At 57.2% G+C, this 24,965-nt stretch carries 28 protein-coding genes; 16 read left to right on the forward strand and 12 right to left on the reverse strand.

Features of this window, described 5'->3' with window-relative positions; translation table 11 throughout:
* Positions 1–22: 22 nt before the first annotated feature.
* On the reverse strand, positions 23–1,012 hold the full coding sequence (locus tag RJ53_RS09000) for a DUF4367 domain-containing protein (protein ID WP_211531294.1): 990 nt from the start codon (positions 1,010–1,012) through the stop codon (positions 23–25).
* Positions 1,013–1,214: 202 nt separating this feature from the next.
* Here RJ53_RS09000 and RJ53_RS09005 point away from each other — a divergent pair, with 202 nt between their 5' ends.
* From RJ53_RS09005 to RJ53_RS09020, 4 genes are all read left to right on the forward strand, one after another.
* A complete protein-coding gene (locus RJ53_RS09005) occupies positions 1,215–1,487 on the forward strand; it encodes a hypothetical protein (RefSeq protein ID WP_343221873.1) in 273 nt (90 codons plus the stop codon).
* Positions 1,488–1,790: 303 nt separating this feature from the next.
* Complete coding sequence (locus RJ53_RS09010; RefSeq protein ID WP_211531295.1) at positions 1,791–2,231, forward strand: ArsR family transcriptional regulator; 441 nt, start codon at positions 1,791–1,793, stop codon at positions 2,229–2,231.
* Between the two features lie 179 nt (positions 2,232–2,410).
* Positions 2,411–3,382, forward strand: a complete 972-nt coding sequence (locus RJ53_RS09015; protein ID WP_211531296.1) for a Panacea domain-containing protein — start codon at positions 2,411–2,413, stop codon at positions 3,380–3,382.
* 82 nt (positions 3,383–3,464) lie between these two features.
* A complete protein-coding gene (locus tag RJ53_RS09020; RefSeq protein WP_211531297.1) occupies positions 3,465–4,019 on the forward strand; it encodes a hypothetical protein in 555 nt (184 codons plus the stop codon).
* Positions 4,020–4,268: 249 nt separating this feature from the next.
* On the opposite strand, the gene RJ53_RS09025 is transcribed toward RJ53_RS09020, so the two are convergent.
* The 6 genes from RJ53_RS09025 to RJ53_RS09050 form a co-directional block, all read right to left on the reverse strand.
* On the reverse strand, positions 4,269–6,074 hold the full coding sequence (locus RJ53_RS09025) for a dipeptidase (protein WP_211531298.1): 1,806 nt from the start codon (positions 6,072–6,074) through the stop codon (positions 4,269–4,271).
* Positions 6,075–6,127: 53 nt separating this feature from the next.
* The gene (locus tag RJ53_RS11925) at positions 6,128–6,301 is read right to left on the reverse strand and encodes an ISAzo13-like element transposase-related protein (protein WP_211531299.1); all 174 of its coding nucleotides are present in this window, start codon (positions 6,299–6,301) and stop codon (positions 6,128–6,130) included.
* Positions 6,302–6,310: 9 nt separating this feature from the next.
* On the reverse strand, positions 6,311–6,685 hold the full coding sequence (locus RJ53_RS09035) for a hypothetical protein (protein ID WP_211531300.1): 375 nt from the start codon (positions 6,683–6,685) through the stop codon (positions 6,311–6,313).
* A 2-nt stretch (positions 6,686–6,687) separates the two neighbouring features.
* The gene (locus RJ53_RS09040; protein WP_211531301.1) at positions 6,688–7,254 is read right to left on the reverse strand and encodes a hypothetical protein; all 567 of its coding nucleotides are present in this window, start codon (positions 7,252–7,254) and stop codon (positions 6,688–6,690) included.
* A 1-nt stretch (position 7,255) separates the two neighbouring features.
* Positions 7,256–7,993, reverse strand: a complete 738-nt coding sequence (locus RJ53_RS09045; protein WP_211531302.1) for a TIGR04255 family protein — start codon at positions 7,991–7,993, stop codon at positions 7,256–7,258.
* Positions 7,994–8,238: 245 nt separating this feature from the next.
* The gene (locus RJ53_RS09050) at positions 8,239–8,700 is read right to left on the reverse strand and encodes a hypothetical protein (protein WP_211531303.1); all 462 of its coding nucleotides are present in this window, start codon (positions 8,698–8,700) and stop codon (positions 8,239–8,241) included.
* 136 nt (positions 8,701–8,836) lie between these two features.
* Between RJ53_RS09050 and RJ53_RS09055 the strand changes: the two genes are divergently transcribed.
* Positions 8,837–9,745, forward strand: a complete 909-nt coding sequence (locus tag RJ53_RS09055) for a tetratricopeptide repeat protein (RefSeq protein WP_211531304.1) — start codon at positions 8,837–8,839, stop codon at positions 9,743–9,745.
* A gap of 2 nt (positions 9,746–9,747) precedes the next feature.
* Here RJ53_RS09055 and RJ53_RS09060 read toward each other — a convergent pair whose 3' ends face one another.
* A complete protein-coding gene (locus tag RJ53_RS09060; protein WP_211531305.1) occupies positions 9,748–10,161 on the reverse strand; it encodes a rhodanese-like domain-containing protein in 414 nt (137 codons plus the stop codon).
* 6 nt (positions 10,162–10,167) lie between these two features.
* Positions 10,168–10,854, reverse strand: a complete 687-nt coding sequence (locus RJ53_RS09065; RefSeq protein WP_211531306.1) for a glycerophosphodiester phosphodiesterase — start codon at positions 10,852–10,854, stop codon at positions 10,168–10,170.
* A 132-nt stretch (positions 10,855–10,986) separates the two neighbouring features.
* On the opposite strand from RJ53_RS09065, the gene RJ53_RS09070 reads away from it, so the two are divergent.
* Entirely contained in the window at positions 10,987–12,921 is a 1,935-nt protein-coding gene (locus RJ53_RS09070; RefSeq protein ID WP_211531307.1) for a response regulator, read from the forward strand.
* Here RJ53_RS09070 and RJ53_RS09075 read toward each other — a convergent pair.
* Positions 12,908–14,473 carry a beta-ribofuranosylaminobenzene 5'-phosphate synthase gene (locus RJ53_RS09075; RefSeq protein ID WP_211531308.1) on the reverse strand — a complete coding sequence of 522 codons (1,566 nt, stop codon included), beginning with the start codon at positions 14,471–14,473 and terminating at the stop codon, positions 12,908–12,910. The two genes, RJ53_RS09070 and RJ53_RS09075, sit on opposite strands and share 14 nt — an antisense overlap.
* An 84-nt stretch (positions 14,474–14,557) precedes the next feature.
* Between RJ53_RS09075 and RJ53_RS09080 the strand changes: the two genes are divergently transcribed.
* From RJ53_RS09080 to RJ53_RS09125, 10 genes are all read left to right on the forward strand, one after another.
* Positions 14,558–15,007 (forward strand): PPC domain-containing DNA-binding protein, encoded by a 450-nt coding sequence (locus RJ53_RS09080; RefSeq protein ID WP_211531309.1) that lies wholly within the window; start codon positions 14,558–14,560, stop codon positions 15,005–15,007.
* A 119-nt stretch (positions 15,008–15,126) separates the two neighbouring features.
* Complete coding sequence (locus tag RJ53_RS09085) at positions 15,127–15,693, forward strand: SAM-dependent methyltransferase (protein ID WP_211531310.1); 567 nt, start codon at positions 15,127–15,129, stop codon at positions 15,691–15,693.
* Positions 15,690–16,598 (forward strand): FeoA domain-containing protein, encoded by a 909-nt coding sequence (locus RJ53_RS09090; protein ID WP_211531311.1) that lies wholly within the window; start codon positions 15,690–15,692, stop codon positions 16,596–16,598. Before RJ53_RS09085 ends, RJ53_RS09090 begins: the two co-directional genes overlap by 4 nt.
* Positions 16,562–18,292 (forward strand): FeoB small GTPase domain-containing protein, encoded by a 1,731-nt coding sequence (locus RJ53_RS09095; RefSeq protein WP_211531312.1) that lies wholly within the window; start codon positions 16,562–16,564, stop codon positions 18,290–18,292. Before RJ53_RS09090 ends, RJ53_RS09095 begins: the two co-directional genes overlap by 37 nt.
* On the forward strand, positions 18,292–19,293 hold the full coding sequence (locus RJ53_RS09100) for a lysylphosphatidylglycerol synthase transmembrane domain-containing protein (protein ID WP_211531313.1): 1,002 nt from the start codon (positions 18,292–18,294) through the stop codon (positions 19,291–19,293). Before RJ53_RS09095 ends, RJ53_RS09100 begins: the two co-directional genes overlap by 1 nt.
* 84 nt (positions 19,294–19,377) lie before the next feature.
* The gene (locus RJ53_RS09105) at positions 19,378–19,632 is read left to right on the forward strand and encodes a FeoA family protein (RefSeq protein ID WP_211531314.1); all 255 of its coding nucleotides are present in this window, start codon (positions 19,378–19,380) and stop codon (positions 19,630–19,632) included.
* Between the two features lies 1 nt (position 19,633).
* Positions 19,634–19,873: a FeoA family protein gene (locus RJ53_RS09110; RefSeq protein WP_211531315.1), complete on the forward strand. Its 240-nt coding sequence runs from the start codon at positions 19,634–19,636 to the stop codon at positions 19,871–19,873.
* A complete protein-coding gene (gene feoB / locus RJ53_RS09115) occupies positions 19,870–21,870 on the forward strand; it encodes a ferrous iron transport protein B (RefSeq protein ID WP_211531316.1) in 2,001 nt (666 codons plus the stop codon). Before RJ53_RS09110 ends, feoB begins: the two co-directional genes overlap by 4 nt.
* Before the next feature lie 3 nt (positions 21,871–21,873).
* Entirely contained in the window at positions 21,874–22,314 is a 441-nt protein-coding gene (locus RJ53_RS09120; protein WP_211531317.1) for a hypothetical protein, read from the forward strand.
* A gap of 2 nt (positions 22,315–22,316) precedes the next feature.
* Positions 22,317–22,574, forward strand: a complete 258-nt coding sequence (locus RJ53_RS09125) for a hypothetical protein (protein WP_211531318.1) — start codon at positions 22,317–22,319, stop codon at positions 22,572–22,574.
* On the opposite strand, the gene RJ53_RS09130 is transcribed toward RJ53_RS09125, so the two are convergent.
* Both RJ53_RS09130 and RJ53_RS09135 read right to left on the reverse strand, forming a co-directional pair.
* Complete coding sequence (locus tag RJ53_RS09130; RefSeq protein ID WP_211531319.1) at positions 22,558–24,243, reverse strand: serine hydrolase domain-containing protein; 1,686 nt, start codon at positions 24,241–24,243, stop codon at positions 22,558–22,560. The two genes, RJ53_RS09125 and RJ53_RS09130, sit on opposite strands and share 17 nt — an antisense overlap.
* Entirely contained in the window at positions 24,240–24,932 is a 693-nt protein-coding gene (locus tag RJ53_RS09135; protein WP_211531320.1) for a SagB/ThcOx family dehydrogenase, read from the reverse strand. The genes RJ53_RS09130 and RJ53_RS09135 overlap by 4 nt, the downstream gene beginning before the upstream one ends.
* Positions 24,933–24,965: the final 33 nt, after the last annotated feature.

Raw genomic sequence — 24,965 nt, forward strand, 5'->3', positions numbered from 1 at the left:
TTTCTACACCGCCATTGCCACCCTACAGGCTTACGGAAAACTCCCAGAGACCAATCTGATCCCTGAACTGCGTAAAGGTTGCATGAAATACCTTTGTGCCGGAGGGGATGGGATCGGTCCTCCAGAAGATGAGGGTCCCATCCCCCTCGGCACGGTAGCTGTATGATCCCGTTGTCCGGAGGGGAGTGCCGTTATCCACCCGGAACACGGCAACCGGATCAGGGGAGCGGGGCGGGCTGGTTCCACGGGGAGGCGGATCGATGGTGGGAGAGGCGACCAGATCCACCAGGAAGACCGCCTCGCACCCATCCGGGGTGCATTCCAGCGAGACGAAGGTGACGGTGCGGTTGTCTGCCGAGTGCGTCTGGCCGATCTCAAATCTCTTCTCCATGGGATTTGCCGGAGGCAGGTACTCGTAGGGAGGGGTTGTATCCGGATCATAGGGGGCAGGATGAACAGACTCTGCGATTCTGATCATCTCCTCTGCCGGGAGGGTTCCCGTCAGCCGGAGTGTCAGGTTATCCCTGCTCCAGAAGAGCTCAGTCACCTTTCCTACAACCAGGGTGGCCGGTTCGCCAGCGATTGTTGTATCAGCCGGAGCCATGGAAGCCACGGCGCTTCCAATCGGAAATGTTCCCTTATCAAGGTGCTGCTGGTACAGCACGACCCTCTCGCTGCCCCGCTGGTACCCCACGCTGCGCCAACCCGTCTCTGATGCAGGAGCATAGGAACCGTCAGTAAAGAGATATCCCTCCGGGAGATAGCCGGGGAGGGCAAGCGTCATGTCCGGGTGGAGGAGCTTTTGCATGGAATGCAGGGAGGTGAAATAGAGCGGTGTTGTCCGGAAGGCGGGGCCGGTGGGGGTGGGGGAGATGTCGGTAATGGTATCATTATCCGGATTGCTGGCCCCATCCGCAGGTGTGAGGAGGTCTGATGGCATGGTGCATCCCGCACAGAGGAGGCAGGCAGCTGTCAGGAGGAGGATGAATGGAGTGAGGAGATTTCGGATCATTTTCTTATGTATCGGGTTCTTCTCGCTTCTCTTTCAACTGATACCGGATGTTGGACTATTTATTCAGGATATGATAGTTCTTTCTGTGAAGAGGAGCCGAAAGAGGCAACTATCAGGACCGGCATCACCACGTTCCTATTCTCATGCAGAATGTCAGCTAATCGAGATGACCTTATCTATAGATTATACCCCATCATTGTCTGTGCTACCATACAATGCCTCGGAAGACCCCCTTCCACCTGATACGATACGCATGGTCGAGGAGTTTGTTCAGGAGCATAGTGGCGAATATCGACGGCGAGCCCTCTGGTCGTCTCTTCCTCTCAAAATGATGTATCAGACATACAAAGCAGTCATAGAGTATCTTTTAGAGTCGGGGAAGATCGCAATCGATGCCAACGGGAACGTCTGCTGGATCTTTGATCCCGACCGTGTCCGGCATTATATTGCACGTGAAGATCTGCGAATTCGATGAAAGCAACACTTTTCTATGCTGATGAAAAGGTTAGCAATGCTTACAATACATTGAAGATGTCTTCAAAAACCAGCGAGCAAGAGCTACTGGTTCTCCTTGAGCATGCATTTAATGCCTTATCTGAGCTATATCAAATATTAACGAGGTTTTTTTATTTTACGGAACCACGGCTGCTTCTCCGATGACGCCTTATTGCAACCTTTCGTGCGTGTGCAAAATATTTTTATCACATATGATAAAATTTATTATCACACCTCTCCAGTGTCCTAAATCAGGAGCAACAATTCAGAAAACGTGATGCATATGCCCCGTCCGTTTGAAGGAATCTTTGGAAATACCTGCGAATTACGACTTCTCGAATTCCTCCTACCGCTTGAGGGGATGGAATTCAATATCACCGAACTCTCGGAAGAAGTTGGTGTCAGCCGGGTGACGGTTGGCAGGGTGGCGAAGAAGTTTGTTGCATGGAAAATCCTCAATGTCAATAATCGGAAGATTCCCCGGTACTCGATCAACCCCTCCTCTTCGGTTGTCAAGGCACTTGAGACCATGAACAACGCATTGATCGCCCGGATTATCGGCGAGGAAAAGACGAAGGAGATCCAGGATCATCTTCGCAAGGATGCAATCAAATCTCATGCAGATGAACCAGAAGCATTCTATCCACCATCCCGGCAAGAGGATTCGATTATTGCAGAGATACCGGAGATGACAACAGGCCGGCATCGGAGTGCCAGCCGGTGATCCCCAAAAAAAGGACTCTTCTCCCCCTTACAACAACCCGATAATCAACTCAAACAGACTCCCCTTCGGGACCTCCACCGCACCCGTAGAAAGGGTTATCTTTTTGTATCCATCATATGAGTTCTATAGATACAATGCGAGTGGGAAACGAAGCGTTCATTAACAGTCCGGGTGAGGGTATGAAAAAACTCAAAAAAATCCATGCAATGCTCTATGCGATGGAGCAGAATCCCGCCATCATCAAGACAGTTCTGATGAAATATATCTTTTTCATCGATCTCATCCACTATAACCAGCAGGGCTGTCTGCTCTTTGACAGTACCTACATCAGGATGCCAAACGGTCCTGTTGACAGCGAAGCTCTGACTTTTACAAGTGAGACCAACCAACATTTCCATGTAGAGAAAACGAAGCAAAGGTATGGTTTCCGCTCAAAGACCTATAAACCGTCTACTTTTCGTGCAAAGATTCCCTGTGATCTCTCTTTGTTCTCTCCCTATGAGCGGACCTTAATGACCATGGTTTTGTCAGCCCTGAAAGGACGCCAGGCACGGAAAGTCAGCAGTCTTACTCACGAACTGAGACTCTGGAAAGAATTCTCGGATGGCGACACGATCCCACCTGATTACTTTGACGTAAATGGCAATGAAATCGCACTGCTGGAAAAGAACGGCTTCTATGTAGATGGATTTCAGCGGACTTTCTGCCGGACAATGAAGGAGGTCGCAGATGAGATTGCCAGCTCCATCTCTCCTCTGAATGCTGCACGGGTGGAAGCGGTGGAACAGATACTCGATGATCTGATCCGGTCGTTTCCTCTTCCTGCTCTCGAAGTATTCTATGACGCATACCTTGCATGGGACGATACGTTCCGTTCCGCCATCAGGAATGATCCCTCTCTGGCGCCTGCACTGACGAAAGCCTGTTGCGATGCCGTCTGTTATGTTTCCTTTGCAGTACATGCCAGCAAAGGTCAAAGCGCAGAGTTACTGGCATACTGCGCAAGGATTGAGGACGAATTCAATGCTGTGAGTGATGCTCCCGCCCGCAAACACTCCACTGAACCCACAACCACGACCAGCAGTCTCCTTGATCAGACAATGCACCTCTCCCGAACCCTGGCACTTGAGATGCCGCGAGGGAGGCGTTAAGCTGCCCTATTTTCATGACAGCAATGTCCTGATAGGCTACTATTTTCATTCCGCAGATAATTGGGGATGGGCAGCGACTTCTGTGTTTGACGATCCTGAACGGAATTATTCGAGCACGTTTGTCTGGGCAGAATGTTTCGGCATCGAGAAGGGCGGCCGGTGCGCCACGATCAGGAAAAATATCGTGCGAGAGTTTCGTCGGGCTATTGCCACCATAAAAAGAGTCCCTTCAGTTGATGTTCTGGAGGCTGAAGTGGTGAGGTGGAGAATCCGGGATGTTATAGTTGAAGCGGTCGATGAAGCCGGAAGGGATGCAATGGCGACAATCAGGTTGCTGGAGCAGGTAAAGACCTGCTATGAGCAGGAGTGCGGCCGGCGCCTTGCCCGACTGGAGAATCCGTTGGTGCTCTCCCTACACCACCGGCAGACTGCCTATACCGGACTCTATCATGGGTTAGATGCTATCGGGGACCCGGATGATATCGAGGTGGTACTCGACGCCCACGATCTTGCCCTCTCTGTGTCCGGGCTGGTGTTCTGGACCGGAGATGGTACCCATATCATGCAGAACCGGGACTTGGTGCTTACGATGACAGAGGTTGGTGATGTACGGTATCTGGGGGATGTCAGTAGGTGAGCATTTTTATTCCGCCACTTTTTGGCATGTTGATCCCGCCATTGACATTGGAGATGATCACCCGGTTATGCCCCCATGGGATCTGTGTCAACAGTGGCACAGCCTGTGCCACTTTTTGGTCTAAGGCAGCGGCAGGCAGAACACCCGGACAGGACAGATAGGGATGAAAGGATCCCCTTCCCTCAGGACCGGGTAGTTGACTGCCCGATATGACAACGCACAAAACAGATCAAAAAAAGAACATTCCCCTCACAGCAACCCGATAATCCACTCAAACAGACTCCCCTTCGGGACCTCCACCCGCTCGCCGGTATACGTCAGGCCCGGGGTATCCCGGAGCTCGCTGTACTGATAGATCCTCGGGCCGTACTGGTACCCGGTATCATTATACCACCAGTCCGGATAGCCCGGCTCCTCCACCGCACCCGTCGCCGGATCGGTCAGGATCCCGTTTGAATACTGCACAATCATCCTCGCCGTCAGGTTCTGCCAGCTTGCGATGATCGCATCGCCCCGCTCCACCGTGAAGGTCGTCATCACCGCCTCTGCACCGGCAGCATCACCGGCATCCAGGCGGGCGATCACCTCCTCATCAGCCAACGTCAGGAGCTGGTACGAATCTGCTTCAAGGGCCTGCTGCTCTCTTCGGATATCCTGACTCATCGCATCATACCAGAGCATCGCCCAGTTCGTCAGGAACCCAAACGTCCAGTACGCAGCATCCGGGTCATAGGTACCCCGGGTGCCGGTTGTGTAGGAGGGGGAGACATTTACCGCCCCTGCATAGATGGGAGCATAGACCGTCTCGTATGGCACTGCCGGGCCAAACCAGAGCACCCCTGCAGCCTCCTGCGGGAGATCCGGCCGTACCATGCCGACATAGCTGTAGCTGCAGAATATCTCCGAGATTGATCGCGGATAGGCACCGGCACGGATCTCAAGGGTGGTTGCATTCTGGAAGTTGGAATGTGAATCCTCGGGGCCGAGGTTCCGGTACGGGTTCCCAAACGGACCTGCCGCCGGCCCCTTCGTCATATCAAAAGGTGTCCCCTCGTAATGGTCCCGGAAGAGGTTGAGGACGGTGCTCAGGTTCACCGTCTCATCCGGGGCAATCGAGAAGGGATACTCCCGTGTAGAGGAGTCCTCGACATAAGGGCTCAGATTCAGGGATGGAGCAAGGGTGTCCTGGAGCCGCCAGACCCGCATCAGTGAGTAGTAGGGGTGTGCATATTCGCCATAACTGACCGTTGAAAGCCAGTCGAGCGGACCGTCGGACGGCGACCACCAGCCCATAGTCTCCGCAACAGAGAAGAGATTTGCCGAATGGTGCATATCCGGCGTCACCTCACGAATCCGGAAGGTATTTGCGGCAACAAAGATCTCGCCGTCCGGAACCTGGGCTGTAACCCAGAGCCCGCCATCACCCTCGGGGTTTCCGCACATCTCGATGACCCAGACCTCCTCTGCATCTGCAAAGATCAGGGTCTCCCCGGTACCATAGTACCCGTACCGATCGATCAGCTCACCGACGAGGATCACCGCCTCCTCGGCACCGGTGCATCGTTCAAGAGCCACATTGGAGAGTTCCGAGGAGTAGAAGATCCGCTTGTTCTCCTCGGCAGGCGGCTCGTATTTTGCATAATTTGTGCATTCGGCACTCATCAGGTTCTGATTATTTATCATCCCGTATGACCCGGTGTAATAACCATAGGTCGATGGGACCTGATCGATATAGCCGAGAACAGGGTTTTCAGACGGGTTTGCCGTACTCCGGGCAGCATCCGAGCCGCTGTTTGGATCAAAGAAGACCGGCCGCATATCACCGGGCTGATGGATCGCCGGGGGGATGTAGGTGATGACGATATCATCACGGTCACGCCAGTCCCGCCCGACACCATCGTTGGTATGGCCAAGATATGACGAGCCGTCATCCGAGGCGCCGGGGGTTATGCCAAAGATCGTACATCCCGAGACAGAGGCCGGGAGAATGAGAGAGAAGATAAGAAACAGAGAGAGGATCCGGAGAAATCCTCTGGGTGGAGATATACCCTTCATAAATGTAGATTCGGTCTGCCTCGTACTTAAGGATCTGTAAAGAAATAACCTAATCAAATACTGGGCGAGATGGAGTAGTTCCAATCCCCATGAAACGCATCTCGTGACAGGTTGATATTGGAGATCTCATCATCAGAAACTTTGATTCCTCGCAAATAAATATTCTCATCAAGAACAGCCAGCACCTTCAATCCCTCTTTTGGGCATGTTGATCCCGCCATTGACATGTTGGCGGATCATTTCAGGGAGGCGATGATGTCACGAGCTGTTGAGATTGAATTCTGTACGCACATTAATAAATTTGGTATGTTCTGGAAAGGTTCGTTATAATCGCATTCTTTCCGCCACTGGTGAAGGCGCCTGAGGCGACGGGAGATCGGCGTCATATTTTTGTCTTCAAACCATTCTCTCAACCGCACGTGGTCGGTGCCGTTGGTTTCCGGCATATAGCTCGATTCATCCTTTGCGTAGTTCTGGGCGTGGCGGTAGGCGCCGTAGTACGCCCGGCTCACCGAACAGCGGTATGCGGCTTCCTGCGGGATCTGGTTGTTATCGCCCTGTTCTTTGAGATATTCGGCAATCTCAACGAACTGCGACCAAGAAAAAATCATGGTTATGGGATGGGGGATTTAAAATCTGTGGTCAGGAGGAGCCATCCGGACTGACCCCTGAGGGCAGGTTCGTATTTGTCGCAAATTTTGTCCATTCTTGCAATGATGTCCTCATCATATCTCTCCTGCCGGACATAGATGGTTAGGTAATGATCGTCGCTTTCGGGATCGTGGTAGATGTCGAGGGTGATCTCAGAGGTGCGGCCGAACTCCTCTTCAGTCATTGAACAGGTGTACATGACGACATCATAGAGACCGGGGTTCTGGATGATATAATCGACGACCTCTCCGGGATGGGGGAATGCGAACCCGAGGACGTCTCTCAGTCCGAGGAGCGACGCTTCTATGGCGGGGTATATACTGGTGCTATCCTCCCAGTTTTCATTCAGAGCGGTCCTGTGCGCGACGAACTCACAATATTCCAGACTTATGCCTCCAAATAACTGATTGAGGAATTTTGCACAACTTTTTTGTGATGAAGGATATGAAACGGTTTCATCGAGGTAGGAGGCATAGTAGTAACTCTTCCGGGGTTCCTCAAAAGGGTTGATGAAGGCACGATATTCCATTTTAATCCTCCTGATTGAAGATCTCTTCCAACTTTTTCGTAATGCAGCCTTTGAAGAGGGATTTCACCGCGGCGTGCGCCTCTTCCACCCATGCGCATGCGTCATCGGGTTTCACCGTGTCCTTCCGTGCAAGGAAGTAGTCGGTGGTGAGGAGATACGCCGAGTTGCCCGGTTTCTCCGGCATTGCTCTCGTCAGCTTCAGCCGGCAGACGTCCCGATCCCTGTACGCAAAGTCACAACCAACCATGAAGTTCATGAGATCCTTCGGAAGCCCTTCTCCCAGGTGAGGATAGAAGGTGAAGTAATCTTCGAGCCTGATTTTTTCTCCCGGAATCTCGATCTTGTCGACATAAAGGATGCCGATGCGGTCAAGCCCACGTACGCTGGTGAGTGAGGATATTGTTTCGTAGGTCTGATGGATCAACGGCCTGAAACCTTCCCATGAGGGATATGGCCTGAGACAATTGATGGAGAGCCCCCGCGGGCCGAGCTGGATGAGCATCCGGCGATCTTGTGCGAGGAAGACCTGTATCTCGATCGTCTCCACCCTGTGCCCTTCGATGCCGGTATTGTCTGCCTTGATCTCCAGGCTCTGCCCTTTTTTGGACTCACGGATCGGGAATTGGTCTTTGACGGCGTCATAGAAGCGGTCGGGAAGGTCCTGTTCCCATGGCGTATCTGAAGAAAATCGGAACTCACAGACTGCCTCGACGATGGGTGGATTCCGATAATCGTTCATGTGAATTCTCGCTCCCTTGTATAATTGTTCAGAAGATAGTAATAGGTTCTTCTTTCCTGACGTGATGTCCTGTGGAATCATGGATAAAGATACCGATTAGTCCTGGAGGGGCGCAGGGCGTTGGAAGAAGGGTACGGAAAAAGAGATGGTTTCCACTTTTAGCTCCTTTGCACATAGAGTTCTGAATATCGGCAGATTAAGCACATAAATGTAGATTCGGTCTGCCTCGTACTTAAGAACACCCCTCAGAAGAGGAACCAGGCGGCTCCGGCCGCAAAGATGAGGCTGTAGAGGAGCATCTCGGACTGGAACTTCAGAAAGCCCGAACGGGAGAGGTACTTCCGCTTCATGTAGATGAGCCCCTCGATGTTGTCCGGGCAGGGTGCCGCCGAGCCGATATGGGTATAGATGAACATCAGGCCGAAGAAGAAGAGGAACCGCAGGATCGGATCCAGCTCTCCAAGCGGGATCAGGATCGGGTAGAGGACGACCGAGAGGAGGAGGCCCCGGAGGACGTTGCCGGGGAAGAACCACCGGGTGACATGGCCGGACTCCCGGGCATCCGACATATCATTGAGATAGTCCATCAGCCGGCCCTTCCCCTTGTAGATATCCGCACTGATGCGGTATATCAGGGCACCGGCTATGATATACGCCCCTAGATGGATCACCATGAAGAGAAGGCTGAATCTGAGATACTCGATCATACTTTCTTTTTTGGGTGGAAACTCCTCATTAAGATTTCCTTCACCAGAGGGGAGCGGCATCAGCCTTATCTCACCTGAATAAGAAACAGGAATCCATGGAGGCTGCATCATCAACCCAAAAGTTCTCAGCCAGAAGATGAAGCGGGGCGATACCGCCCTTCAGAGCGGAGAGTACGAAGAGGCCATCAGGCTGTACGGAGAGATCCTTGCAAAGAGACCGGATCACGCGGGATTGGGGCTGAAGAAGGCATCTGCCCTTGTCGCCCTGGACCGCTACGAGGAGGCGCTCGAAGCCTTTGAGCAGGCAGGGGCGATACACCCCCTTGATCCGGTGGTCTGGATCAGCAAGGCAATGATCCTTGACAGGATCGGCAGGCATGAGGAGGCGGCCGCATCGCTTGCCCGTGCAGAAGAGATCGATCCCGATCATCCCGCCCTTCAGCAGGCAAAGGAGATCTGCGGCGAATCGGAAGACAATCCCGAAACCCTGATCGAGGAGGGGATCGCGTACCATGGAGCAAAAGAGTACCAAAAAGCCATATCGGCCTTTGAACGATCGCTATCCCTTAAAAACAGCAGGAGAGCGGTTCTCCTCCTCGCCGACACCCTCATCAAGGTGCGGAGATATACCGAAGCCGTCGCCGCAGCAGACGAGGGGCGAAGAGTCTGGCCTGATGACCCGGAATTTCTCCATGTTGCCGGAGCGGCACTGACGGAGCTGGAGCGGTATGAAGAGGCGATCCCGCTCTTTGCAGATTCCATTGAACGGGAACCCCGGAGCGGGTATGCCTGGCACTACCAGGGGAGGGCACTGATGGGCACCGGAAAGCATGAAGAGGCGCTTGCATCCTTTGATACCGCCCTCAGCCTGACTCCGGAAAACCCGAACACCTGGTTCTACAGGAGCCTCGTCCTTCTGTCTCTTCAGAGGAATGAGGAGGCGGCCGCATCATTGGAGGAGGCGGAGAGGCTCGATCCCGATAATATCAGGCTGACCCTCTCACGGTATATGGCATTCCTGACAGAGATGGGGAAGCTGGTATAATCTCATATCACTGCACCGCCGGCCTTCTCCCATGCGGCGATGCCACCGCCGAGGTTATAGACCTCGGCAAACCCAGCCTCGCCCATCGCCCGGAGAGCCCGGCTTCCCCTCACCCCGGTTGCACAGTAGACGAGGTACGGCTGGTCCCGATCAAGCCCCGCGATCCCTTCATGGAAGGATGATGCAATCGGGATATGCACCGCCCCGGGGATATGCCCGGCCTCGTACTCCCGGACCGTCCTGACATCGATGATGGTGATCGCCGGTTTTGCTTCAATAAGGAGCATCGCCTCCTCAGCCGTGATCGTCTGTAGGACCGGCATCTCATCTCCTCCATCCGGAGCGGTGCATCCGGCGGCCGCGATGAGAAGGAGAAGAACGATGCAGGAGAAACCCATCACTCGTCGTCTGATCATACAGGATCATCTCATCCCTCCTCCATCATAATATTGCCTTGCACGGCAGGGATCATCGGACGCAACACCATCGATCCCAAGCAATACCGCACCTGCAAACTCCTCGTCCGTATTGAGCGTCCATCCGATGACCAGGAGTCCTGCTCCATGGGCTGCCGCGACCAGATCATCGGTCACCAGGTCAGACCGGGGGAGGATGGCGGCGGCCGGGATCGAGGACGCCACCCGGATCGGATCTCCCTCCATCGAGCCGAAGATATAGCCGATCCGTGCATCCGGGAGGAGGGGGGCGATCCGTCGGAGGCGGTCGGGATCAAAGGAGACGATCATCACCTTCGTATGACCGCTCTCCTGCACCATCCCGGCGATCAGATCCTCATACCCCCCCTCCTTCAGCTCAATGACAAGGCCGCAGTCCCCAAGATCCAGGGCGAGGACGGACGCAAGTGTCGGGATCACCTCCCCCTCCCCGGCATCAAGCAGCCGGAGTTCCGAAAGAGAATACGCAGAGACCAGGCCTGTCCCATCTGTCGTCCGGTCCAGTGTCAGATCATGGATGACGACCGGCACCCCGTCCCGGCTGATACGAACGTCAATCTCAACATACTCCGCACACCTGCCCCCTTCCTGAAGTGCTGCAATGGTATTCTCAGGCCGGATGGCACGGGCCCCGCGATGGCCGATGATGAACATATGCTACCAGTGCGGGGCTCCGGGTAATAGAGGTTCCGGAGGTGCATGAAAACTCAAAGATAACGGTTTCACCCACGATTCCGAGAGATCTTTGGAGAGGGACTATATCAATCAAACAAAGAATCTGCATGTGTGAAATCTATCGTTTATACCAGTCCGGAAGAAGGATGGGGCGACCGGCTCCTCCCAACCGGCGCAAAGAAGATGCATATCCTCCATGTCGATGATGATCCCCTCTTCCTTGAACTGACAGAGATCTACCTCAACAGGACCGGTGATATGACGGTCACCTGCTGCTCATCTGCCCATGATGCCCTCAGACTGCTTGAGACGGAGCAGTTTGACGCCATCATCTCCGATTACCAGATGCCGGAGATGGATGGGATCGAGCTCCTCTTCGAGCTGCGGAGTGCCGGATATACCCTCCCGTTCATCATCTTCACCGGCAGAAGCCGTCAGGAGGTCGTCATCGACGCATTGAACAAAGGAGCCGACTTCTATATCCAGAAGGGCGGGGATGCCGGTGCACAGTTTGCGGAACTTGAGAACGCCATCAGGCAGGCGGTCCATACATGCCGTTCCGGGAACCATCTTCGCCAGTCGAGGCGGCGTATCGCCGACATCTTCCATCACCTCCCGGATGCGACCTATGCCATTGACTGCTCAGGGATGGTGATCGCCTGGAACCGGGCGATGGAACTGATGACCGGGATCCATGCCGGGGAGATCATCGGGTCTGATGGCCATCCATATGCGATACCCCCGTATGAGGAGGCAACGACAGCACTCATCGACGCCATCCTTCACCCTGAAGCGGAGGTTCCACCGGCATACAGGCTTCTCGATCAGGAGCAGGGGATGATCATCGCCGAGACCGAGGGAATGCTCCCTGATGGAACGATTCAGACACTCTGGACAAAGGCGACCCTCCTGTATGATGAGAACGGGTCGATCGCCGGTGCCATCGAGTCGGTCCGTGATATCACCGCCAGCAGGAACGCTGAGAAGGAGCTGATAGCGGCCGGAGAGTACAGGCGATCCCTGATCGAGGCCCATATCGACCCACTCGTCACCATCGGCCCGGACGGAGAGGTACAGGACCTCAATGCCGCCACCGAAACGGTCACCGGGATTCCAAGGGAGAGATTGATCGGGAAGCCATTTGCCTCCCTCTTCACCGATCCCCTCTCTGCTGAGGCGGCATACCAGAAGACCGTCCGTTCAGGTGCCGAACGGGAGCTTCGCCTGACACTCCGGTCCCCGGATGGGAGTATCCGCCCGATCCTCTTCTATGGGACCGTCTACCGGAGCCGGGATGGGGAGATCCGGGGAGTCTTTGCCGAGCTTCATGAGCCCGTTCCCGGTTCGGATCCGATCCCGCAATCATGCAGATGCAGGGGAGGAAGGTGCGGCTGTGATGCAGAGAGCCTGCATGCCGATATTATCCTGCATGATCTCGGAAATAGCGTAACAGCTACACGCGGATACCTGGACCTCCTCGGACTTCCCTCAGATGACGAGATCTATGGGAAGCTGAAGCAGGCGATTATGAAGTCCGATGAGATCATCAGGACGCTCTCCCGGCACGCCGGTCATCAGAGGGGGGCCGGTGAACGGATCTCCCTTGATACGGTGATACGCCAGGAGATCACCCACTTTCCCGGGACAGATATCAGGTATGCGGGATCTGATGCAGAGGTGCTGGCCGATGATCTCCTCAGTGAGGTCGTCTGGAACCTGCTCTTCAACAGCGTCACCTATGGCGGTTCCGGGGTTACCATCACCATCGGGGTTGCGGAGGAAGATGACAGGGTCATCGTCACCATCACCGACTCGGGTCCGGGGATCCCCGAAGGGGTGGCAGTCCCGCCCCCGATCTCCCGGAAAGGGGATGGATTATGTATCGTCCGGGATCTCGTCTCCATCTATGGCGGGGAGGTATGGGCCGCATCCCCGGAGAGGGAGGGGGCATCCATCAGCTTCTCCCTCCGGAGAGCAGAGCAGCCCCTCTCTCCCGGGATAGGAGCTTCGGCCAGAAACATGGCAGACGGAATCAGACCTTCCTGATGATCGCACCGGTGTTCCTCGCGGCGACCTCCTCCACTGTCCCGCCGATCCCGGCAAGCGCCTGCCGGGCGGCATCGGCAACCCCGGTATCCCCTTTTTCGATGATCGCATAGACCGTCGGGCCGAAGGAGGAGAGACCCGCCCCGTACGCCCCGGCCTCACAGAGGATCCCGGGGAGTTGCCGGACGACCTCATGCTGCAGTGCCACCTCATGCCGCTTGAACCCGATCTCCTGGAGCCGGTTCACCGCAGCCCCGAACCGATGTATATCCTCTTCAATGAGTGCGGGGAGCATCTGCATCATCACGCGGTGGCAGATCTCCTGCACCTCCGAAAGCGGGACCGGGCAGCATGCAGAGAAGATATCGACCTCCCGCTCATCAGAGGCACCCGGCGGGGTATCCGGGGTGACAAGGAGGATCCCGAATTTCTCGGGGAAGGGATGCCGGAAGATGACCGGGGCGGGTTTGACACCCCGTGATGCCGAGGAGGGGCGAAACGAGGTCTTCTCCTCCCCTTCCCCGAACCGGTGGCCGCCGTCGATGATGAATCCGCCCGAATCGAAGGCGGCCGTCCCGATCCCGGATGTCCCGCCCCTCCCGGTGATCCCGGCGAGATCGAGTGCGGATAGATCCATCCCATAGAGTTCGGCGACCGCCCTCCCTGCTGCCAGGGCGATCTGGGTTCCGCTCCCAAGGCCGGCATGCCGGGGGAGATCCGAGTGGAGGATGATCCCCGCCCCACCGGCGAGCCCGAAGTGGTCTATCACCGCCCGGGCCGCCGCCTCTGCCCGATGCCTGCTCTCCTCATCGCCGCCGGTGACGGTGATCGTCCCGGCCACCCGAGCCTCGACGAGGAGATGAGGGCGGTCAAGGGTGATCCCGATCCCCCCGTCCACCCGGCCGATTCCGCCATGCAGATCGATGAGACCGAGGTGGAGCCGGGCCGGTGCATCCACGATGACCCGGCGGGTATCTGCAAAAGTGCCCGAGGGGAAGATCTCGGTGATCGCCATCAGTGGAGCATCCTTATGGATGATCCGGTACATCCGGGAGAGGAGCGGTTCACCCGGCAGGATCCCAAAGACCGATGCGAGATGATCATCAGCAGGATACGACCCGATCGAGAGGATCTCACGCCTCGACTCGACCCGGTGCTGTTTTAATATCCGGCCGATGGGGATATCCGCCTTCATCAGGTCAGATGCGATCTCCGGGGCAAGCCGTTCAAGCGGGGTATACGAGATGGCATAGATGAGCGGCCGGCCATCCTCCCCTTCACCGAGATCGACGATCCGGTGGTTGACGGGATCTCCTTCCCGGATCTTCAGTATGGCGGCAATCCTCCGGTCGGCGGCGACCACCTCCTGGAGACGGGTAACCACCCCGATATCGCGTTCCACCGCAAGCGAGAGGAGGTGGGTCACCGAGCCGTCCGTGCCAAGGAGTACTTTCTGAAAAGGGGAGAAGTACCCCGTCTTCGCCTCAATCTCCTTCATCCGGAAGGATATTGCAGAAGCGCTCAGCGGGTGGATCGTATCTGGAGCATCCATTCAGATCCGGTATCTGCACCCTCCTTCTTACCTCTGCCTATCTGAGATCCAAACCCTCTTCTTCCAATGATACCGAACTATTGTATGCAGTATGCAGAAGGGAGGATCGGGCGGGTCTTCTTCATCCGGATCGATGACGGCGAGGAGCTCATCACAACCCTCACCGGGTTTGCACGGGATCACGGGATCAGCCATGGGACCATCACCTTCTTTGGGGCACTGAAACGGGCAGGCCTCGTCACCGGCCCGGAGGAGGCGGTCATCCCGCCGGTCCCCCACCACGAAGAGATCGAGGGGGGCTGGGAATGCCTCGGGACCGCGACCATCTATCCGGGAGAGGATGGCCCCTCCCTCCACCTCCATGCAACCGCCGGCAGGGGCCGGGATGCGATCACCGGCTGCCTCAGGACCGACTGCCGCGTCTACCTCGTCGTCGAGGCGGTTCTGTACGAGGCGGTCGGGATCGACGGCAGCCGCCTCCCGGACCCGGTCATCGGTGCGGCACTCCCGGTACTCCGCCATCAGAACCCCTGATCACCCCCCTCTCTTCTTTCGTTTTTTCCCCGGGAACCGAAGATCATTCGTATCATCGGAATGGAACCGAAACATCTTCGGCTCGGGGTTATCTCTTCCGAACAAGAGAATCAACAGGGATGAAGCGGTACTCAATGGTCGCAAGGGTCACCAGTCTGGTCGAGATGATCGCATCCAGAAACAGTATTCTTTCAGAGATCTATGCCCTTCCATACCGTGAGGTCGTTGCACGGGAGATTGCGCTTGCCGGCATCTCTTCCGATGATCAGGTTCTGAGTGTCGGATGCGGACCGGTTCCATTCACGGCAATCCACCTGGCACGGCAGAGCCATGCCGAAGTGATCGCAATCGACTACCAGCCCGATGTCGTCGCTGCCGCGAAAGCCTGTATCCGGAGGCTGGGGCTCTCGGATCAGATCCGGGTGATCTGCATGGATGCCGCCCTGGATCTCCCCGAAGGATTCGATGCGGCCATCGTTGCACTCCAGGCACACCCGAAGGAGGAGATTCTGGAGATCCTGCAGAAGAGGGGGGCTCCGGAGGCACGGTTCATCTTCCGGGCTCCGAGCCCGCAGTTTACCAGCAGGTATGACGCCCTCCCCGGAAAAGAGGGGATCTCTGCATGGGTTGAACAGAGGATGAAGACCTTTGACCGCTCGATCCTCTATACGGGAGGCCAGCTATGAGATCGATGTACCGGAATGAACCATTCGGTTCGGAGAATACCAGGCTCCGGCTTCCGGATATCGGAAAGATAACAAAGAAGATCGAGGATATCGGGAGCAGGTGGCCTGCACTCGGCCATCTCTACAGCACGTTTCTGTACACGGATGTTGTCGATCGTGAGGTGGAGCTGGCAGGACTGAAGCCCGGCAGCTCCATCCTTCATATCGGGTGCGGCTCCCTCCCCTTCACCGCACTCGCCCTGGCAGAAAAAGGATATGCCGTGACCGGAGTCGATAATGACCCCGCCTCCATCGCGGCAGCCCGGAGGTTCACCGAGTATCAGGGGGCGGGAGGAGCTATCACCTTCATCGAGGATGATGGTGCGTCGGTCGATCCCTCCCGCTACGATGCGATCTGGGTCTCCCTCAATGTCGCACCAAAGGAGGAGGTCCTGAAGAACCTCCTTGCCGGAATGCGGGAGGGAGGTGCGATCATCTACCGCAACCCACGAAAGAAGAAGTTCACGGATCTCTATGAGCAGATCCTCCCCGAGACATTCGGTGAAGAGTACCATCACAGGAGAATACCGACAGACCGGGTGAAAGAGGCAGTTTGTATGAGAAGAGCACCGTTTCCTGAAGAGATCCCTGAGGGGTCCTGTCATATCTCCCTTGAGGATCTTGGAACAGACCGGCCGGCAAGGATCCGGCATATCCCTGACTACTCCCTCATCCCGCCCCTTGGGCTGAGACCGGGAAAAGAGGTGATCATCCATTGCCGCCACCCGATGGGGGGACCGATCGTCCTCTCCGTGGAAGGACGGAGGGTGGCGCTGGCACGTGAGTTTGCACGCCGGATTTTTGTTACCGAGGCGGAGGTGACCGAGGGGTGGATCAGCCGGAAGGCCGTAGCAGGCAGAGCCTGATCCTCCTCGTCGGCCCACCGAATGTCGGAAAGAGCGTCATCTTCAACAATCTGAGCGGGATGGCCGTCGAGATGGCCAACTATCCCGGCACGACCGTCGATTATACCGAAGGAAAGGCAGATCTCGGCACCATCCAGGCACGGATCATCGATACCCCCGGCACCTACACCCTCACCGGATCAAATGATGCCGAGGAGGTCGCAGGCAGAATGCTCGAGGGGAACCCGGACCTCGTCGTCCAGATCCTCGATGCCTGCAACCTCGAGTCGAGCATCTACCTTGCCCTGCAGGTCCTTGAGCTGCGGCTGCCGACGATCCTCGTCATCAACCGGATGGATCTCCTCTGTGAGAGGGGCGGGGCGATTGATACCGCTGCCCTCTCCCGCGAGCTCGGGGTCCCGGCCCTGACGACCACCGCCCTCTCCGGAGAAGGGCTTGATACACTCAGATCCACCATCATTGAGATCCTCTCGGGAAAGCTCAATGCAGAGCCGAAGAGAGAGGTACCTGCCGAATGGGAGGCTGCCGAGCGGATCCGTGAAGCCGTAACCGGCGTACCGGAGAGTCGGCCCCCCACCCGGCGTGAGATCATCGGGGATGCGGTCATGCGTCCATGGCCGGGCATCGCCGTAGCGTTCGTTGTGCTCCTCGGGGTCCTGGCAATCGTCGTCGGGATGGGGATGGGGCTGCGAAGATTCATCCTTCAGCCGATAGTTCTTGGATACATCATCCCCTGGATCGATACCCAGGTTGCAGGGATCGTCGCCCCGGGCCTCCTTCAGAATATCCTCATCGGGGAGTACGGGTTTTTGAATAAGGGTATCGAGTGGCCGTTTACGCTGATCCTCCCGTATATCCTCTCGTTCTACCTTGCGCTGAGCATCCTCGAGGACAGCGGCTATATGCCGAGGCTCGGCGTGATGCTTGACGGCCTCCTCGGCAAGATCGGGCTCACCGGCCCGTCGATCATCCCGATCCTCCTTGGCTATGGCTGCGGCATACCGGCGATCATATCGACACGGGCACTCCCGTCCCGGAAGAACCAGATGATGATCGCCCTGATGGTATCGCTGAGCGTCCCCTGTGTTGCCCAGACCGGGGCGTTCATCTCGCTCCTTGCGGCACGATCAGTCCCGGCACTCATCTTTGTCGCATTTCTCTCTGTCGCTACCCTCATCATCACCGGGGCGATCCTCAACCGGCTCCTCCCCGGAAGGCCGACCCCGATGGTGATGGAGATCCCCGATCTCCTCCTCCCGAAGGCATCGGTTCTGGCAAAGAAACTCTGGATGAGGATAAAACACTATCTTGTTGACGGGGTCCTTCCGGTCATCGGGGGGGTTGCGGTTGCTGCTATCCTCTATGAGACGGGGCTGATGGCCCGGCTTGGAACATTCATGAGCCCCCTCGTCCGGGGATGGCTCCATCTCCCCGAAGAGGCGGCCGTCCCGCTGCTGCTTGGGGTCTTTCGGAAGGAGCTGACGGTCCTCCCACTCCTTGAGATGGATCTCACAACCCTCCAGCTCGTCGTCGGGTCCGTCGTCGCCCTCTTCTATGTCCCCTGTGTGGCGATGCTTGCGATCCTGTACCGATACTTCGGGATGAGATTCACCCTTGGGGTGCTCATCCTGACCACAGGAGCGGCATTTCTGATCGGCGGGATCATCGCCCAGGTGGGAGCGGTGATCTTCTGATGATCCAACGATGGGAGGGGGCCGGAAGAATCTTCCAGGTAATCCTCGGTATCATCGTGATAGCCGGGATCATCGCCGCCATCGGGGTTGGGGAGATGATGGCCATCATGAGCGGGATCACCCTCCCCCGGCTGATCGCCCTGACCCTCCTCCAGCTTGGAACACTCTACCTCACATCGACCATCTGGTATCTCCTCCTCAGGGAGAAGAGTTCAACCATCACCCCCTCATCGGTATTCCTGATCACGATGGCAGGAACCTTCATCGAGAGCATCACCCCGTCCGTCAAGCTCGGTGGAGAGGCGATGAAGATCTACCTGATGAAAAAGAAGAGCGGCCTCTCGTACCAGGAGCTGACCGGGGTGGCAATCGCAAGCAAGATCTTCTACCTCGTCCCGTTCCTTCTCATCAGCCTCATCACCATTGTGGCAGCCTTCTTCATTCTTGATCTCCCGGCAGTTGTGTACTCAGCCTTTGCAGGGCTTCTTATCTGCTGCTGTCTCCTCTGTCTCCTCCTTTTCAGGACCGGAGAGAAAGAGCGGACAGGGAAGGATCATCCGATCATACAGAGGATACGGACCAGAACAGATGCTGCACGATCATTTCTCAGCAGGTCATCGGGGATGGCGGCGGAGATCGTCAGGGATCCAAAGAAGAGTGCAACCCTCTATCTCCTCGCCTTCATCGTCTGGGCATTCTATCCGGTGAAGGTATATCTTGTCGCATACCTGCTCGGCTTCCAGGTCAGCCCCATCGTCATCATCATCGCCACCTTCACCGCATATCTCGTCAGCATGATCCCCCTCCTCCCCGGCGGGCTCGTCACCTTCGAAGGAACGATGGTCCTGGTCCTCGTCTCAGGTGGGATGGCGCTCCCCGATGCGGCCGCAGTAGCCATCATGACACGGTGCATCACATTCTGGATACCCCTCCTCCTCTCTGCGGCAGTCACGCTCTTCTTTATCCAGGAGAGGAGAAGTGAGACGGTTTCTTCGATATAGATGCACCCTGATTTCGGTTTTCAAACAGAAACCAAACAATGTTCGGCACCGGCTTATCTCACCCAAACAACCAAAAGAGTAGTAATGAGTCCACCAGATCCATTACCTATACCCCTTGATACCGTCATCACCGGGGAGAAGGCCAGGGTCGTGAGCGTCCGGGCGAAAGGGCAGCTTCGAAAACGCCTCCTTGAGATGGGCATCATCCCGGGTGCCATCATCGAGTCAATACGGGTAGCGCCACTCGGCGATCCCGTCGAGTTCCGGGTAAAAGGATACAACCTCTCCATCAGGAAAGGAGATGCCTCCTGTATTGAAGTTGTGATGGAGGTGGAGTAAGATGGCATCATGTCCACTCTCCCTCATCGCCCCGGGAACGAACGCCACCGTCACCATGGTGAACGCCGGAGAAGGGCTCCGCCGCCGCCTCTATGAGCTTGGACTCGTCCCTGAGGCGAACGTGACGGTTGTTACGGCAGATCGCGGCTCGATCATCGTCTCTGTCGCCGGATGCCGGTATGCACTCTCCCGTGGCATGGCGATGAAGATTCTGGTTGCACCGGAGATGGTTGCTGTATGAAGAAGGCGATCACCGTTGCCCTTGCAGGCAACCCGAATGTCGGGAAGACGACCCTCTTCAATACCCTGACCGGATCACGGCAGCATGTCGGAAACTGGCCCGGCGTCACCGTTGAGAAGAAGGAGGGAATCCGTGAATATTCCGGCAGAACGATCGAGGTGACCGATCTCCCCGGCACCTACAGCCTGACGGCATACTCGGCTGATGAGGTCGTCGCCCGGAACTTCATCATCGAGGACCGCCCGGATGTCGTCGTCCAGGTGGTGGATGCCTCAAACCTGGAACGGAACCTCTACCTGACGATGCAGCTTGCCGAGCTTGGCAGGCCGGTCATCATCGCCCTGAATATGGTCGATGTTGCGGAGGGACGGGGCGACACCATCGATGAGAAACGCCTCGCCGAACTCCTTGCGATGCCGGTCATCCGGACGGTCGGGACATCCGGGGAGGGTCTTCTGGATCTCCTTGACGCAGTCGTTGCAATTGCGGCAAAAGGGGAGAAGCATACCCATACCATCGGATACGGGGATGATGCCGAGGCGCTCATCTCCGATCTCGTCGGGATCCTCGATGATGATCCTGATCTTGCTCCCCGTTACCCGCTCCGCTGGCTCGCCGTCCGCCTCATCGAAGGGGATGCGGATATCAGAAGGGTCGTCTCCGGGAGCAGTGTCGGCGATGCCGTCTCTGCACGGCTTGCCGATATCGATTTTGATGAGTACGAGGCGACCCTTGCAGACAAGCGGTACGAGGCGATCGGCGCCATCCTTCCGCAGGCCTGTACAATCTGTGTCCGGAAGATGACCGGGTCAGATATGATCGACCGGGTCGTCACCAACAAGTACCTCGGCATCCCGATCTTCCTCGCCCTGATGTGGGGGGCATTCCAGCTCACCTTCGCGGTTGCAGAGCCGTTCATGGCGGGGATCGAGTATATCTTCGGCTGGCTCGGTGAAGGGGTGGCCGCATCGGTCGGTCCCGAATGGCTCGCCTCCCTCCTCGGGGACGGCGTCATCGGGGGTGTCGGGGGTGTCCTCGTCTTCGTCCCGAATATCTTCATCCTCTTCCTGATCCTCTCGATCCTTGAGGGGAGCGGGTACCTTGCCCGTGGGGCATTCATCATGGACCGGCTGATGTACGCGATAGGTCTGCCGGGCAAATCCTTCATCCCGATGTTGATGGGCTTTGGCTGCAATGTTCCCGCCATCATGTCCACCCGGACGATCGAGGATGAACGGGACCGGCTCATCACCATCCTGGTCAATCCCTTCATCTCCTGTGGAGCACGCCTCCCGGTCTATATCCTCTTTGCAGGTGTCTTCTTCGGCCGGGATGCAGGGAATGTCATCTTCGGGATGTATATCCTCGGTATCCTCGTTGCCATCCTCTCGGCAAAACTCTTCAGGAGCACCGTCTTACCGGGCGAGTCCTCCCCGTTCATCATGGAGATGCCCCCCTACCGGATACCGACCCTGAAGAACGCACTCCTCAACATGTGGGAGAAGGGATCGACCTACCTGAAGAAGGCCGGAGGGATCATCCTCATCGGGTCGCTCATCGTCTGGTTCCTGGCATCATATCCGGCAGGTGTCGGATATGGGAGTGAAGAGAGCTTCGCCGGGATGATCGGAAAGTTCGTCGAGCCACTCGTCGCCCCCCTCGGCCTGGACTGGAAGATCGCGGTTGCACTCATCTTCGGGTTCGTTGCAAAGGAGATCGTCGTCAGTTCGCTTGGTGTCCTCTATGGGGCAGAGGAGGGGTCAGCCGCCCTCTCTGACGCACTCCTTGCAGACCCCGCCCTCTCGGCGGCGGGTGCCCTTGCGGTGATGGTCTTTGTCCTGCTGTATATGCCCTGTGTCGCAACACTTGCGGTCATCAAAAAAGAGACGGGGTCATGGCGCTGGGCAGGCTTCTCGGTCCTCTATGGACTGGTGGTTGCATGGTCACTGGCGTTTGTCACCTTCCATGTGGCCGGATTCTTCCTTGGAGGTGCATAAGCGATGTCAGAATATCAGAAACGGATCTTTGCGGCACTCCTTGGTGTCCTCTATCTCCTCGCAGGAGCGGCCACCATCATCGCAGTCGCCATCCCGGAGATCGGGATCTTTGAGGTCCTCGGGATCTCCGGCGATCCGGCAGGCGGGTTCATCCTCATCGTCATCGGAGGAACCCTCTTCTATGGGTACCTGGAGCTCTCAAAAGGGATCCATGAAGGGGTCGCGTTCCTGCATGTCGGGATCGCCCTCGCCCTCGTCTTCGGGATGATCCAGCTCCTCTCGACCGGGGCAGAGTTTGCCACAATGGCACTCTTTGAGGATGAGGCGATCACCCTCGGGATGCTGAGAGAGGAGATTGTACCGGTACTGTACCTTGCCCTCATCGCCCTTGCCGGGTTCATCGCATGGGGGAAGGAGTTCTCTGCCGGCCTGTTGCGGGGCTGAGCATGTTTGCAGATATCGCAGAGAAGATAGTGGCAGGGGGTGGTGCCCTCCCACTCCTTGCACTGGACCTTGGGATCACCCAGGACCAGCTCAGGGAGCGGCTCGCCATGATGGAGCATATGGGCTATCTTTCCCGCCCGGAGTGTTCCCCGGAAGAGCAGGCCACAACAGGCTGCGGCTGCTGCTCCGGGTGTTCGAAGGAGTCGGGGGACCGGTTCTTCCTCACCGAAAAAGGGATGAAGCTCATCCGAAAGGGATGAGCAGACCCCAGTACTGAAGCCATCCGAGATAGAGGATCAGAAGGGCGGCCAGAAGTCGCCCTTCCTTTTTTTTGAGCAGAGATCGTCCGGAGAAGAGCAGAAGCACTGCAATTGCCATCGGCATCCAGAGGATGATCCCAAAGAACGCCGGGGGACCGAAGAGGAGCCCTGACACCTCCATTGAACCGAAGAAGAGTATCGGGAAGAGGGCGGCAAGCCCGGAGAGGAGAATGATCACCCGGTACTCCTCTCCTTTGAGGGTCCGCAGGCCCCCGATCAGGGCAGCCGAGAGGAAGAGGCCGGAGAAGATGATGAGGAGTGCCAGATGAAGATCCGGCACCTCGTACCATACCGCCCTCCTCCAGGCTATCATCGGTGTCTCTCCCATGAAGAGCCAGTTGTCCCCCTCTCTCGTCTCAAAGACGAGCTGGCCGGGAGTATTGATGCCGAGGAAGTACCCCGGTTCCGCCTCGATGTACCTGCCATCCCCGATGATGAGGGAGTCGTCCTTTGCGGTGACGGTGATCACCTTCCGGGCGGGGGCAACCACCCGGATGAACGCCTCAAACCCGGTCTCCGGGCTCCGGGTGGAGAGATAGGTCCCGGCATACTCTTCCTTCGATCCCGGCACCGGATCGGTGATCGCCGCTCCCGGTGCAGCATCGCCGGTGAAGAGGCTGAGAAGATCATACCGCCTCGATGACCCCCCGGTTCCGGTATAGCAGATAAAGATCCCAAGATCTTCCTCGGGAATGATGGCAAGGAGGGACGAGGCGCCGGGAACATCCCCTGAATGCATCAGGATACGGGTATCTCCCCGGTACTGCTCCATATACCCCCCCTCGGTGATGCCGGGGAGGCGGGGATCATGGGTGAAGATCTGCTCGTATTCGTTATCGGACTCAAGCTCATGCATCATGAAGATCGCCATATCCTCAGCCGTTGCATACATCCCCCCTGCCGGGAGAGGGGCGGGATAGAGAGAGATCCCCCCGGTGAGGGCGGGCCCGGGATACCGTGCAGCAAGGAACGGGGGAAGGGGATCAAACCCGGTCGAGGACATCCCATACGGGGTGAGGATCGTCTCCCGGATGTACTGGCTGTACGTCATCCCGGATACCTCTTCTATGAGAGCCCCGGCGAGGAGTGCCCCGCTGTTTGAGTACGCGGCGACATGCCCGGCCGGCCGGACCCGTGGAGGCTGGTTCTTCAAAAAGGTCTCATATGGGGAGAGAAGCTCTGCGGGATCCCGGACGAAGAGGCCGGTGATCCGCTCATCAAGGCCGGAGGTATGGGTCATCAGGTGGATGGGGGTGATGGGGTCGGGGTAGGTCGGAGGAATGATCGGCTCAGGAAGATAGAGGTTGACGTCTCCGTTGAGGTCGAGCCGCCCCTCATCTGCAAGCTGTTCCATCGCTTTCCAGGTGAAGAGCTTCGTCACCGAACCGATAGGAAGGAGAGTCCCATTGGGGTCGAGGGGATAGTTCCCACCCCTGTCCGCAGTCCCGTACCCGTTCAGATGAATGATCTGCCCCTCATGGACAACGGCAAGGACCGCCCCGGTTATCCCGGGATCCTCGAGATCCGCTTCGATCCATGCATCGGGATCGATGGCGGCAACGGGTGTGACGAGGCTCGTACAAAGAAGAAAAAGGAGGAGCCGGATCATCCGATCCTACCCACCGGCATCAGGTAAAGCGGGACCTCGCCGGCAGGGAGACCCATAATCTCCTGTACCTCTCCTTCATCGAAAGCCCCGACCGCGACCGTTCCAAGGCCCCGGCTTGTTGCGATGAGGTAACAGTTCTGGGAGGCATGGCCTGCCTCAAGGAGGGTATATCGCTCTGCCCGGTCGCCATACCGGACCCGAAGCCGGTCATACACCCCGGAGATGACGAGGGTGGCCGGGGCATCGGCGATCGACTGCTGCCCCGTGGCGGCGACGGAGAGGGCGGCCCGGTGATCACCAACCGTAATCAGGGTGATCCGGTGGCCATCAGGGTAGTACCGGTATGTACCGGGGGCGATCCCCTCGACATCACCGATGGCAACCGTCACCTCAAGCGGGTAGTGGGCACCTGCAGACGGGGCGGCCCGGTAGCCCCGGTTTGCGTCGGTGATCCCCTGGGCCGCCCAGAGGAGGGAGGAGAGATCGGCGGTACTGAGCGGTTCGCCCGTATAGGAGCGGATCGAGCGGCGGGCTGCTATCGCCTCCTCAAGAGAGAGGGGGCCCTCCAAATCCGGGGGAGGGAGGGTGATCGCATCGGAGAGGGAGGCGACGGGAGCCGGATCATCGGCAACACCGGTACAGAGGGGGATACAGGCAAGGATAGCAAGGAGGAGAAACAGCCGGATCATATCTCTCACTCAGCATCCGGAATAAAAAGGATA

The organism is Methanocalculus chunghsingensis (genome assembly GCF_018132105.1).
Lineage (GTDB): Archaea > Halobacteriota > Methanomicrobia > Methanomicrobiales > Methanocorpusculaceae > Methanocalculus > Methanocalculus chunghsingensis.